The 12,094-nt window shown below is 38.1% G+C and carries 13 protein-coding genes; 2 read left to right on the top strand and 11 right to left on the bottom strand.

Going from position 1 to position 12,094, the window contains the following annotated elements:
• Nucleotides 1-47: 47 nt before the first annotated feature.
• Genes LS69_RS03460 through tatB form a run of 8 tightly spaced genes read right to left on the bottom strand, consistent with a single transcriptional unit; the run spans nt 48 to nt 5,592 of the window.
• On the bottom strand, nt 48-1,388 hold the full coding sequence (locus LS69_RS03460; RefSeq protein ID WP_138122125.1) for a type IV pili methyl-accepting chemotaxis transducer N-terminal domain-containing protein: 1,341 nt from the start codon (nt 1,386-1,388) through the stop codon (nt 48-50).
• A gap of 2 nt (nt 1,389-1,390) precedes the next feature.
• Entirely contained in the window at nt 1,391-2,047 is a 657-nt protein-coding gene (locus LS69_RS03455; RefSeq protein ID WP_238699105.1) for a Crp/Fnr family transcriptional regulator, read from the bottom strand.
• The gene (locus tag LS69_RS03450; RefSeq protein WP_138122123.1) at nt 2,037-2,417 is read right to left on the bottom strand and encodes a hypothetical protein; all 381 of its coding nucleotides are present in this window, start codon (nt 2,415-2,417) and stop codon (nt 2,037-2,039) included. Before LS69_RS03450 ends, LS69_RS03455 begins: the two co-directional genes overlap by 11 nt.
• Nucleotides 2,418-2,438: 21 nt before the next feature.
• Nucleotides 2,439-2,657, bottom strand: a complete 219-nt coding sequence (locus LS69_RS03445; protein WP_138122121.1) for a PP0621 family protein — start codon at nt 2,655-2,657, stop codon at nt 2,439-2,441.
• Entirely contained in the window at nt 2,651-3,253 is a 603-nt protein-coding gene (rsmG, locus tag LS69_RS03440; protein WP_138122119.1) for a 16S rRNA (guanine(527)-N(7))-methyltransferase RsmG, read from the bottom strand. The genes LS69_RS03445 and rsmG overlap by 7 nt, the downstream gene beginning before the upstream one ends.
• The gene (gene queA / locus LS69_RS03435) at nt 3,250-4,377 is read right to left on the bottom strand and encodes a tRNA preQ1(34) S-adenosylmethionine ribosyltransferase-isomerase QueA (protein WP_138122117.1); all 1,128 of its coding nucleotides are present in this window, start codon (nt 4,375-4,377) and stop codon (nt 3,250-3,252) included. The genes rsmG and queA overlap by 4 nt, the downstream gene beginning before the upstream one ends.
• On the bottom strand, nt 4,377-5,120 hold the full coding sequence (gene tatC / locus LS69_RS03430) for a twin-arginine translocase subunit TatC (RefSeq protein ID WP_138122115.1): 744 nt from the start codon (nt 5,118-5,120) through the stop codon (nt 4,377-4,379). The genes queA and tatC overlap by 1 nt, the downstream gene beginning before the upstream one ends.
• Complete coding sequence (tatB, locus tag LS69_RS03425; protein WP_138122113.1) at nt 5,113-5,592, bottom strand: Sec-independent protein translocase protein TatB; 480 nt, start codon at nt 5,590-5,592, stop codon at nt 5,113-5,115. The genes tatC and tatB overlap by 8 nt, the downstream gene beginning before the upstream one ends.
• A 112-nt stretch (nt 5,593-5,704) precedes the next feature.
• On the opposite strand from tatB, the gene LS69_RS03420 reads away from it, so the two are divergent.
• Nucleotides 5,705-6,031: a hypothetical protein gene (locus tag LS69_RS03420; protein WP_238699103.1), complete on the top strand. Its 327-nt coding sequence runs from the start codon at nt 5,705-5,707 to the stop codon at nt 6,029-6,031.
• A 121-nt stretch (nt 6,032-6,152) separates the two neighbouring features.
• On the opposite strand, the gene purU is transcribed toward LS69_RS03420, so the two are convergent.
• Together purU and sppA are read right to left on the bottom strand one after the other, a co-directional pair.
• Entirely contained in the window at nt 6,153-6,983 is an 831-nt protein-coding gene (purU, locus tag LS69_RS03415) for a formyltetrahydrofolate deformylase (RefSeq protein ID WP_138122111.1), read from the bottom strand.
• Nucleotides 6,984-7,877 carry a signal peptide peptidase SppA gene (gene sppA, locus LS69_RS03410; protein WP_138122109.1) on the bottom strand — a complete coding sequence of 298 codons (894 nt, stop codon included), beginning with the start codon at nt 7,875-7,877 and terminating at the stop codon, nt 6,984-6,986.
• 118 nt (nt 7,878-7,995) lie between these two features.
• On the opposite strand from sppA, the gene lepA reads away from it, so the two are divergent.
• Nucleotides 7,996-9,786 (top strand): translation elongation factor 4, encoded by a 1,791-nt coding sequence (gene lepA, locus LS69_RS03405; protein WP_138122211.1) that lies wholly within the window; start codon nt 7,996-7,998, stop codon nt 9,784-9,786.
• A gap of 124 nt (nt 9,787-9,910) precedes the next feature.
• Here lepA and LS69_RS03400 read toward each other — a convergent pair whose 3' ends face one another.
• Nucleotides 9,911-12,028: a cache domain-containing protein gene (locus LS69_RS03400; RefSeq protein ID WP_194145396.1), complete on the bottom strand. Its 2,118-nt coding sequence runs from the start codon at nt 12,026-12,028 to the stop codon at nt 9,911-9,913.
• Nucleotides 12,029-12,094 lie beyond the last annotated feature (66 nt).

Below are 12,094 nucleotides of genomic sequence, written 5' to 3'. Positions count from 1 at the left end.
ATTTGCTGCAGTCCTTATAAGAATTAATGCGATTCCACGCTGCAAAGTTATTCGCAACAATCTTCAATTTCCTTTAAGATTCTATGCAGTCTATCTAGTAATCTTGCAGCAATGATGAGCTGTTCGCTAGATTGGATTGCAATATCTTCGCTTAAGCTGATAGAATTTTCTATGCTTTTGCGTCTTTCTTCACTGATTTTTGCGAATGCAAGTTTATGTAAAATTTCCTCGCTAATATTTGTAATCTCTTCGTTAATGTGTTCGCTTAGTTCAATGGCTTGTTTGGAAGTTTCTTTGGTGGATTCTATGCGCTTGAGAAACAAAGAAAGATTCTGTGAGGCTTGAGAGAGTTCGCTTTCTCCCTCTAGTTTAATAATTTCTGCGAGATTGTTATCTAGCTTTCCGCTTGAGAGTAATTGCGTCTTGTGCAAAAAATCTCCCAAATGCGCTTTGATACGCAAAAGATTGTAAATAGAATAAAGTGCCAAAAGAATCATAATAAAAGCCGCGACATATTGGAATTTCTCCAAATAAGCGCGTAAATGAATTGAAAGGTCTGAATAAAGATTCACCGTCCAATCAATTTCATTAAGAATCGTAGCGTTTTGCGCCGTGATTTGCTTCAAATCCTCTACAATGCGTTCTTGCAGATTCAGCACATTATCAATGTGTTGGGAATAAGTCTGCCAAAACGCATAGGCTTCTTGGATAGACTTTGTAAGTTTTGGATTCTTGCCATAAAGTGGGTTTTGGTGAAAATCCGTAATAATCGTATCATAGAGATTATAGCTATCTTGAAATGCGTGATAGGATTTAGAATCCCAGATTTGGGAATGGCGCATCATTAGGTATGCCATGCGTTGCGTGAGCATTCGTTGGCGTCCAGAATCATCAATGGCTTTGGCAGGCATTTGGGATTCCACCATCATTTTGACAATATTATCTGACAAAATTAGCATTTTTGTGTTGTTTTCTTCTAAAAACTTTCGGTCTTCATAGAGTTTGCTTGAAGTGCGTTTAAAATCCTCCACAATCACTTTAAACTGATTCCATTGTGCGTGGATTGCTTCAAGTTTGGCAATAATGGTCGCCTTTGAGGGAGGATTGACATTTTTTGCTTCATTGCCAAATCGCAAAGTGTGCAGATTATTTTCAAACTCTTCTAAAGCGAGATTGAGGGTCGCATAATCTTGGCTGTTTTGGGAATGAATGATAAAAATTTCTTTGGTGATTTTTTGTGTAAGCATGCGTTCTTTACCTGCAATGTTGATGATATAACCATCTTGGATTCCTAATTGGTTGATGAAAATCACAGAAAGAATCATCACGGCAACGCAAAAGGTCGTGAGAATCCCAAGTATAATAAGGCGCGTTACGATTTTTGTCATTTTTAATCCTGTTTGAAAATATTATAAAGTTTTTGAAGGTTTAGAATTTCAATTTTCCCTTGTTTGTTGGTGGTTAGAATATTCTCACGATGAAGTTTTGTTAGGGTTCTTGAAAGGGTTTCGGGTTGGATATTGAGAAAACTCGCATTTTCTGATTTTTTGTGCGCGTTAAAATTATCCAAATGAAAATAAAGAGTATAGGCAATCTTGGCGGTGCTATCAAAAACTAGATTCTTTTGGATTACTTCTTCAAAAAGATTGAGCTTTTTTGTTGTTTCTTTGAAAAACAAAGCCAAAATGCGAGGATTGGAATGCAAAAGTGCGTGGAGATTTTCTCCATTGATTTGCGCGATAATGCAATCTTGCAAGGCTTCAATGTTGGCAAAAGAGACGAAGTTCCCTTGTGTGTCGTCCAAATTCAAATCCAACAACAAGCCATTTTCTAGGATTCCTAAAAAAATTTCGTTTTCAAAGCGATTGACTTTATAGAGTTTCAATAAACCTTCACACAAAAAGTAAAGCATATTGCTTTGGGTGTTTTCATAAAGCACGATTTCTTTGGCGACAAAGGTTTTGAAAGTCGTAATGGAGCTTAATGCTTGTAAATCTCCGCTTTCTAGGCGATTAAAAGGCGCGAAAGATTCTAAATTATGCAACAAAAATCACCCCATCAATGCCATATTGCGCGACTTCTTCAATCCTCTCTTCTTCTTGGATACAAAGTAGGATTTTCGCGTCAAAAAGGTAAGTTTCTGCAAGTTTCTGCAAGTTTTGAGCAAGAGGAATTGTGCAAGAGAGCAAGAATCGCACATTGAGATTGACAAGCAATAATGCTTCTTTGAGACTTGAAACTTGACTTGCATAAGGGATTCCATTTTCTTTACAAAAACGCGCAAGTGCTAAGGTTTGGGAAAAATCCCCACAGGAAAGAATCAAAAAATCCGTAGGCAATGTGTCGGCAATTTGTTCTTTGTTGGTGATAAACACGAGGTTTAAGGATTCAATGGAGGGGTGGTTTAGGATTAACATCAATCTCCTTTGTTTGAGATTCTACTGAAGATTTGCGCATTCTTTGGAGCAATAATACTTGCCATTTTTGATGATGACTTCTTCGCTAGAAACATAAGTGCCACATTGTGCGCATTCAAGCATAACGGAATCTTGCGGGGTTTTGGGATTCTTAGGGTTTTTATGCGTGGGCGTATTTTTGCGAAAAAACAAAAGATAAACACCTACAAGTAATAAAATTAACAAAAACCATTTTAGCATTTTAAATCCTTTCCCAAAATGGCGATGTAATGTAGCAAGCCATTTTGAAAATGCGTATATTTCAAGCCTTGCGGAATCTCTCTAGTGAAATTTGAGCCTTTATAAAGTAGGATTGTCGTCTCTATCCCGATTTGCCTTTGGCATTTTTCAAGAAATTCCTGTATGCCAAAAGTCGCTCTTGAAGTGATGAGATTTGGCTTTTTTTCTAACTCTAACGATTCTACCTTTTCGCGTTTAATTGTAAAATTTTTTAGGTTTAAATTCGCTTTAATATTTTGCAAAAAAGCCGCCTTTTTGGCATTGGGTTCGCAAAGAATCGTAGGAATCTCCAAAGCGATTCCAAGCGGAATGCTTGGGAATCCATTGCCACTTCCCACATCTAAAAGGTTTGTTTTTATGTGCATGTTAAGCATTTCGTATTGTAAAGGAAAAAGGGAATCTTGAATGTTTTTTTGAATGCTTTGCAAGTCTTTTGCGCCACTTAGGCTGTGGATAGCATTCCAACGCAAAAGCAAGTTGGCATAAGAATCCAACAGCGCAATTTGCGAATCTTTGAGTGTGTTTGTGAAATAGGGAAAATTTGGATTTGTTCTCATAGAATCAACATTCCATCTCCATAGGAATAAAAGCGATAGTTTTGGGCAATCGCTTCCTCATAAAGTTGCTTGGTTTTATCTAGCCCGATAAATGAAGCGACAAGCATTAAAAGCGTTGTTTTGGGTAGATGGAAGTTTGTAAGAATCGCTTGGGTTTTGAGGGGTTTGTTTTGAGGGTGCAAAAACAAATCACATTCCCCACTTAGTGCGCCATTTCTCGCAAACTCTTCAATCACGCGCACAGCAGTCGTGCCAATGGCTGTAATATGGGAAGCATTTTGGATTTTGTTTGCGGAATCTTGAGTGAGGAAAAATTGCTCTTTGTGCATTTTGTGTTCTAAAATGTTTTCTGCATTCACTCCGATAAAAGTCCCTGCGCCCACATGGAGGGTGATTTCTGTGCTATCAAAACGATTTTTTAAATCGTGATAGGATTCTTCGCTAAAATGCAAAGACGCAGTAGGTGCGGCAATCGCGCCTAAGTGTTTAGCAAAGACGCTTTGATAGTCGTTTTTATCTTCTTGCGTGTCCTTTCTTTTGAGATAAGGAGGCAAAGGAATATGCCCAAAATGTTCTAAAAATTCAAAAAACTCTTTGCGACTTAGCGGGGATTCTAAGGAATCTTGCGGGAAACTTTGGGAAGATTTGGTTTGTGGCTGTGAAACTCTAAAAAACTCTGCTTCTTTAAATCCTACGCCTTGTGTATCGGGGTTTTGCGATTCTATCTGTTGGCTTTTAAGGATTCTCGCGAAGATTCCTTGACCAAAAGAAACTAAATGTCCGACTTTCAAGCGTCCTTTGAATTGCATTAAATAAACATTGGGAGAAATTTCTTTATGAAAAAGTGCTTCAATCTTCGCTCCGCTTGTTTGTGTTTGAGCTTTAGAATCTTGAATTACTTTTGTGCCATAAAGTCTTGCGGGGAGGACTTTGGTGTTGTTGAAAACAAGTAAGGTGTCTGGTGGAAGAAACTTGGAGAAATCCTTAAAAGTCGCGTGTGTGATTTTATCTTGTGCGCGTTCATACACTAGGAGCTTCGCGGCTTCTTTTGGGAAAATAGGGTGTGTGGCAATCTGAACTTTAGGGAGAAAATAATCATAACTTGCAAGTTGTAATTCGCGCATTAGTCGTCTGTCTCCTCGTCTATTTTTTGGGCTTTATAGGGATTGACGATTTTAGCAATCATAATAGACAAACCATAAAGCAAAATCAGTGGAATCGCCATTAAAAACTGCGAAAGCACATCTGGAGGCGTGAGGATTGCCGCGAGGACAAAAATAAAGACAATGCCATATTTGAAATAATCTTTGAGTGTTTTGTCAGTGATAAGTCCGATTTTGGCTAGAAAAAATGTAATGACGGGCAATTCAAAAGAGATTCCAAAACCAATCATTAATTTAGCAAAGAAGCTTACATATTCTCCGATGCTTGGAAGTGCGGTAAAGAGTTGTGAACCGAAGTTAATCAGATAGCCAAAACCAATAGGAAATGCGATATAATAGGCAAAGGCACAGCCACACAAAAAGAAAAAAGTCCCAAAAATCACAAAAGGCAACACGAGCCTCTTTTCATTATCATATAATCCCGGCGCGACAAATGCCCAAATTTGCCAAAAAATCACAGGCAAAGCAAAGATGAATCCGCTAAAAAACGCGACTTTAAGAGCGGTGAAAAACGCTTCTCCTACTTGTGTGAAAATAACGCTTTCACGCCCATTGGGAAGCGCAACACTAAGAGGTGCTACCATCCAATCTAAGATAAATTCCCAAAAATAAAAAGAAGCAATAAAAGTAACTAAAAGTGCCAAAGAAATGCGAATGAGGCATTTACGCAAATCCTGAATATGAGGCTTTAAGTCTTCAAACATCTTTATTCCTTGTTTCTTGTGTGGAATCGGATTCTGCGTTTTTTGTGGATTCCTCTTGTGGTAAATTTGCACCGAAGCTTAAAGTTGTTTTATGGGATTCTTTGGGTTTGATTTCTCTTGAGGAGTTAGAATTTCCAGAGGGGTTGAAATCTTGGTTTGGGATTTGGTTTTGTGTTGTTTTTGGGGATTGCAAATTGTCGTTAAAATCCAAATTCAACTCTTTAAGTTCTAAATCCTTGCTAAGCGTCTGCACACCTTGTGTGAGGCTGTTTTTATAAGCGAGTGCTTCTTCTTTGATTTGGCTTAGATTCACCTCGCGTTCAATGCTTTCTTTAGCGTCGTCCATTGTTTTTTTGACAGCTTTAAAGAACTTCGCCATATCCACTAATGCTTTGGGTAGTTTTTCGGGTCCTAAAAAAATAATCGCCACCACCCCAATCATTAAAATTTCAAAAAATCCCATTCCAAACATCGCTAAATTTTGCCTTTTATCATGTTTTTTATTTGAAGTTTGCGATTCTATCCAATTTTGGAATAAAGTGTGCTTAGAGAAGTGTAGATTCTCTTTAAAGAAAGGCAAATAAATGAAACAAAAAGCCATTAAAAAGTTATGTATCTTGGGCTATCTCGCGTGTGTGGCAATGTTGTTTGGCGGGTGCATTTCTCCCAAAACAGATGCGTTTTTGTTGGGAGCGGGTATTGGAGCGGGTGTTACTGCGTATTTTATGAAAGGTGGCACGATTGCCGGATATAGTGCGCGTTCGTTGAAAAGTGCAGGAGATAGTAGCCTAAGTGCGCAGTCTTTGCCTGATTCTTCCATACCATCAGATTTGGAATGGTATTATTTGGAGCAAGAAATTTTTTCTGATATACAATTACAACACCAAAGCCAAAGCATTAGTTTATTTTAGGGATTCTAAACATTCTGAATCTCTTTGTTTTGTCGTGGCGATTGCTTAGTGTTTATAGTGTTGAACCCCGCTAAGATTCCGCACTCCAAGCTTTAATGTGGATTTTGCACATTGTAGAATCCTAAAAAACAATGGTTTTATTGTTATAAACAAAGATTTTTTCTTCTAAAGCGAGATTGAGTGCTTTTGCTAATACAATCTTTTCTACATCGCGTCCGCTTTTTTGCATATCTTTCCAACTCATTGCGTGATTGACTTTAGTAATGTCTTGATAGATAATAGGTCCTTCATCAAGCGCGTTATTGACGAAATGCGCCGTAGCTCCGATGATTTTAACACCGCGTTCATAGGCTTGTTTGTAAGGATTCGCACCGATAAATGCAGGGAGGAAGCTATGGTGGATATTGATGATTTTGCCTTCAAATTTTTGAACGAAAGCCGGGCTTAGGATTCGCATATATTTTGCAAGGATAATGTAATCATTTGGGAATCCCTCTAGCACTTCTAGCACTTTTGCTTCGTGCTCTTCTCTTGAAAGATTCTCGCTAGGAATGCAAACAAAAGGCAAATTAAACTTTTGACATAAAGGCTCTAAAAGCGCGTAATTAGAAATAACCGCCAAAATATCCGCATTTAGCTCACCGCTATCATAACGAATCAGTAAATCACCTAGACAATGATTTTCTTTAGTGCAAAGAATCACGATTTTTTTGCGTTTGGATTCAAAAATTTCTATGTTTGCTTGTGGGGAAAGCAAGGTGCAAAGGCGGTTTTTCAATGATTGGATTTCGCAAACCCCCTCTATTTCAGAACGCATAAAGAAAAGATTATTTTCTTTATCTACAAATTCATCGTTTTTGAGAATATTTAAGTTAAATTCAAAAATAATGCGTGTAATTTCTGCAATCAAGCCTTTTTGGTCGGGTGTTTGAATCTTTAAAATAATTTGCATTTAATTGCCTTTCATCTGAATTTTGGAGAGTTGTTCTATGGTAGTTGCGATTCCATTTTGCACTCCAAGTGCGAGATTATCTCCCAAAATTTTTTCCAAATAAACCTCTATTTTATCTTTTTCTTCTTTATACCATTGCGGGTTTGTGATGTTTGCTTTTTGGAATAATAAATTTTGTGCATCATAAAGATTACCTACTTTGTCAATCAGCCCAAACTCTAACGCACTCTTAGCACTTAGGATTTTGCCTTGTGCGAAATGGGATTCATTATGCTGTGGAATCCCTCTAGCATTCGCGACAACTTCTACAAACATTTGATATTGCTCATAAACCAAGTTTTCAAGCATTGCTTCTTCTTCAGCAGTCCAAGGGCGCATAAAAGTCCCCGCTTCTTTGTAGATTCCAGCCTTTATGGTTTGGGGTTTGATTCCTAACTTTTGGGCAAGTTCGCTAATATCTGCACCATTGATAATCACGCCAATAGAACCCAAAAGTGCGCCACGATTAGCGACGATAGAATCCGCCCAAACACCAGCAAGATAGCTTCCACTTGCCATTGCGCCTTGCGCATAAGCAACAATGGGGGTTTTGACATTGATACGCTTAATAGCTTCAGAAATCTCCACGCTTGGCGCGATGGCTCCACCGGGAGAATCAATAACAAGCAAGATTCCTTGAATGTTTTTGTTTTTCTCTAATTTTTCCAACTCTTCTAAGAATGAATCGCTTTGCAAAATTGCGCCATAGAGGTTAATACGCGCGACATTTGCTTCTTGTTGCAAGGATTCCTCTTGAGGTGTGAAAATCAAAACAACAATAAGTAAGAATACAAGTGCTTTGAAGTATTTGGTGATAAAATCCAAAGGCTTAGTAATCCAATCAAAGATTCTCATAAAATCCCTTTAGTAAAGAAAATAAAGCCTAAATTATAGCATAGCCAAAAATATTAAGTGTAAATTTGCTAAGATTTTGGCTTTAAATTGATTTAAGGGTTTGGAATTTATGGAAGAGATGCAAAAGATTCGCAATTTTTCAATTATCGCTCATATTGATCATGGTAAATCCACTCTAGCAGATTGCCTAATACAGGCGTGTGGCGCGATTAGTGCGCGGGAGATGAGTGCGCAAGTGATGGATACTATGGAGATTGAAAAAGAACGCGGAATCACGATTAAAGCCCAAAGTGTGCGCTTGAATTATCATTATCAAGGCGAAGATTATATCTTGAATCTGATTGACACGCCCGGACATGTGGATTTTAGCTATGAAGTTTCGCGCTCCCTTGCGTCAAGTGATGGCGCATTGCTCGTTGTTGATGCAAGTCAAGGCGTGGAAGCGCAGACGATTGCGAATGTTTATATTGCATTAGAAAACAATCTTGAAATTATCCCTGTGTTAAACAAGATTGATTTACCCGCTGCAAATGTGGAGCGCGTAACAAATGAGATTGAGCAAACCATCGGGCTAGATTGTTCGCATAGTTTGCAAGTGAGTGCTAAGGCGAATCTTGGAATCACAGAGTTGCTAAACACAATCGTAGAAAGAATCCCTGCACCCAAAGGCAATCCAGATGCACCCACAAAAGCCCTAATTTATGATTCGTGGTTTGATAATTATTTGGGCGCACTTGCACTCGTGCGCGTGTTTGATGGAAGCATTCACAAGGGGCAGAATCTCTATATTATGGGGAGTGGCAAGAATCACGAAGTGCTAGGATTAATGTATCCGCACCCTTTGCGTCAAGAAAAAACTCAAGTGATTCGCAGCGGAGAGATTGGAATCGTAATTTTGGGGCTAAAGAATGTAACAGATATTGCAGTGGGCGATACAATGACAGATTTTAAAGTGCGCACAAAAGAGCCTGTAGAAGGGTTTGAACCCGCAAAACCTTTTGTGTTTGCCGGAATCTATCCGATTGATACGGATAAATTTGAAGATTTGCGCGATGCGCTTGATAAGCTAAAGCTTAATGATTCTAGCCTTACTTATGAGCCTGAAACTTCAGTTGCTTTGGGCTTTGGATTCCGTATCGGGTTTTTGGGGCTTTTGCATATGGAAGTGGTCAAAGAGAGATTGGAGCGTGAGTTTGGGCTAGATTTGATTGCGACTGCGCCCACGGTGGTTTATGAAGTAAGTCAAACCGATGGGGAGATTGTTTGGATTCAAAATCCTAGCGAGTTGCCACCAGAGCAAAAAATCGCCAAAATCAAAGAGCCTTATGTGCGTGCGACGATTATCGTTCCTAGCGAGTTTTTAGGCAATATCATCACGCTTTTAAATAAAAGGCGCGGAATCCAAAAGAAAATGGAATATTTGCAAGAAACGCGCGTTTTGCTGGAATATTGGATTCCTACCAATGAGATTGTGATGGATTTTTATGATAAACTCAAATCTTGCACGAAAGGTTATGCAAGCTTTGATTATGAACCTATTGACTATCAAGAGGGTGATTTGGTGAAGCTAGATATTCGCGTAGCAAATGAAATCGTTGATGCGCTAAGTATCATCGTCCCAAAATCTAAGGCTTATGAGCGTGGCAAGGAGCTAGTGGAGGCGATGAAAGAAATTATCCCACGGCAGTTGTTTGAAGTGGCGATTCAAGCGAGTATTGGTAACAAAGTGATTGCGCGTGAAACCGTGAAATCTATGGGGAAAAATGTTACTGCAAAATGTTATGGTGGAGATATTACGCGGAAGCGCAAATTGCTAGAAAAGCAAAAAGAGGGCAAAAAGCGTATGAAAGCTATTGGGAAAGTCGCATTGCCACAGGAGGCTTTCTTGGCGGTCTTGAAAATTGACTAGGTTTGTGGAATCTTGCATTGTAAAATAGGGTTGGAATCCTAAGATTTATTTTGAATGTTTGGATATTCCGCCCACTCGTGCAAGTTTATGAACTTGCAGACGAAGCGGTTTTAAATTTCTGAATCTAGCTATTGGAATCTTTTGTAGAATCTTTGGAAGTTTCTATCGCTGCTTCTTGTAGGTATTCTTCAACTTCTTCTCTTTTGACTGCGACAAAAATCATTACATAAAGCGAACGCTTAGTGTATTCTGTAAAAGTGCTTTGGGTAGGATTGCAAACCTCGCTACAAATCAAATAATGCTCATTCCCAATTTGAATGATTTTTTTGAAGCTTTTTAGGGTTTTGAAATCAAACTTTTCGCTTAAGTTATAGCTTTCAAAGCTGAAATCTTCTTTTGTGGTTGCTAGAATGTTTTTTTGGCTATCAAATGCGACACTGAAAATCTCGCTTTTATCAGATAGAATCGCGGAATCTTTGGGCAAAGAATTGCTTAAAAAGTCTTTAATCTTTTCCAAATCCAAAACATAGAGTAAGCCTCCCAAGAAACGATTGTCGTCCCCTTTGACTGCATTATAGAAAAGAATAGTTTTTTTATCCTCATAAAAAGCAGTTGGCTCATAGTTTGAAACGATGAGATTCTCAATGTTGCTTCCATTGAATCTATCAACAATTCCAAGCTTTTTCGCATTTAAAGGTATGCTATCTAGCGCATTTTGGAGAGTGTTTCCGTCTTTATCAAAAAGGACAATGTTATAAAAATTACTGAAATTTGCTTTTAAACGCGCAAGAAGAGCTTTCGTGTTTGTGAGTGTTTCAGAGGAAATGTTGCCTTGTGCGTGTTCTCTTAAATAATCCTTAAATTCTATTTCGTTTTTTATCCAACTAGAATCTTTAACGCATTCCCTAAAGAGGCTATCAGTGATTAGCGCGGAGTATTGGGAATAATAGCCAATCACATTAAAGAGGGCATTATAGATTCCTCTTTGTAATTCTTCGGTGGATTGAACGCAAAGCAAATTCATCTCTTCGCTTAGAATCCTGATGTTGTTTAGGATTGGATTGAGCGCGTAAGAATGGCTTTTTGAAGCAATAATTTCACCATTGATTACGACATCTCCTAATTCGTCATTAATGTTTTCGCTCTCTTCAATCACAATATCCAAATCTTTAGTGATGAGCAAGGAATTTTCTAGCAACGAAGGGTCAATCTTGTAATCAATTTGTTTTTTAGCGTCAAAAGCAATGTAAAGCGGCACGATTCTGCACAAACGCCATTGTTCTGTAATGCTCGTAAAGCCATGAATATTACCAATTTTTCTTAAAGCAACCATGCAAACTTTGGAACGATACTCCAAGAAAGTATAGTCTTTATGCTCGTTGAGGCTTAATAGTTGTCCGCTTGGAAACATTCGCGCATTATCAGAGAATAAAATATGATTTTTTGCATTAATCACTACAAGATTGGATTGTGGGAGGCGGTAAGGGAAACGCTCCAAAATCGCTTTAAATTCGCTTTGCACATTCATTACGAAAACTGCTACCATAGAGGGAACTTGTTCTTTGCTTTGACGCAGAGGAACGACGAAGAAAAATTCGGTTTTGTCTTCTTGTTCTCTTTCTTTAGTGTTGTAAAAATCTACTTTTTGGTGAAATTCCCCATAATTTTCTATTTTACCCGCTTCAAGAATCGGGTTTAATTTGGTTTTGTAAGCCACTGCATAATCTTGTCCTAAATCAATGGCTTGTAAAAGTGTGCCGTCATTTGTGTAAAGCATAATATCTTTATAAACCGCGCTACTAGAGCCGAATTTCTTAAGATATGCGACAATGGAATCTAAAGCGGATTTGGATTTTTCTTTATCCTTGTCCTTGTTGGATTCAAACTCCAAGCAAAGATCTATTAAGAATTTGCTTTTTGAGAGTGTTGAGATGTCTTCGTGGCGGTTATGAAAATAAAGATTGAAGATTTCAGAAATGATTTTAACGGAGGTGTCCGCTTCTTCGTAGGAATTTAAAAAATTTTGTTCCAAGATAGTTTCGATGAGCTTTTCTTGAAGATTCTCGAATTTTTCTTGCGTTTTTTCCATATAATCAAAGAGATTTTCTGCAATCTCTAACGAGCTGATTTTCCCTGTTAGCGTTGTTTTGCCAAGCAAGGTATTAAAAGAAGCAAATTGCGACCTATAACGCTGCACCATTGGCATATAATTACTTAAAAGGTTGGTTGTTGAAGACTCCATAGTTTAATCCCTAAAATTAAAATGATAGATTTTATTATAGCAAATTTTTAGCGATTTTTGGGACAA

It is taken from the genome of Helicobacter sp. MIT 05-5294, assembly GCF_000765675.1.
Classification (GTDB): Bacteria; Campylobacterota; Campylobacteria; order Campylobacterales; family Helicobacteraceae; genus Helicobacter_D.
Note: the sequence above shows the minus strand (reverse complement) of the source record. Positions and strands in the feature narration are given on the sequence as shown.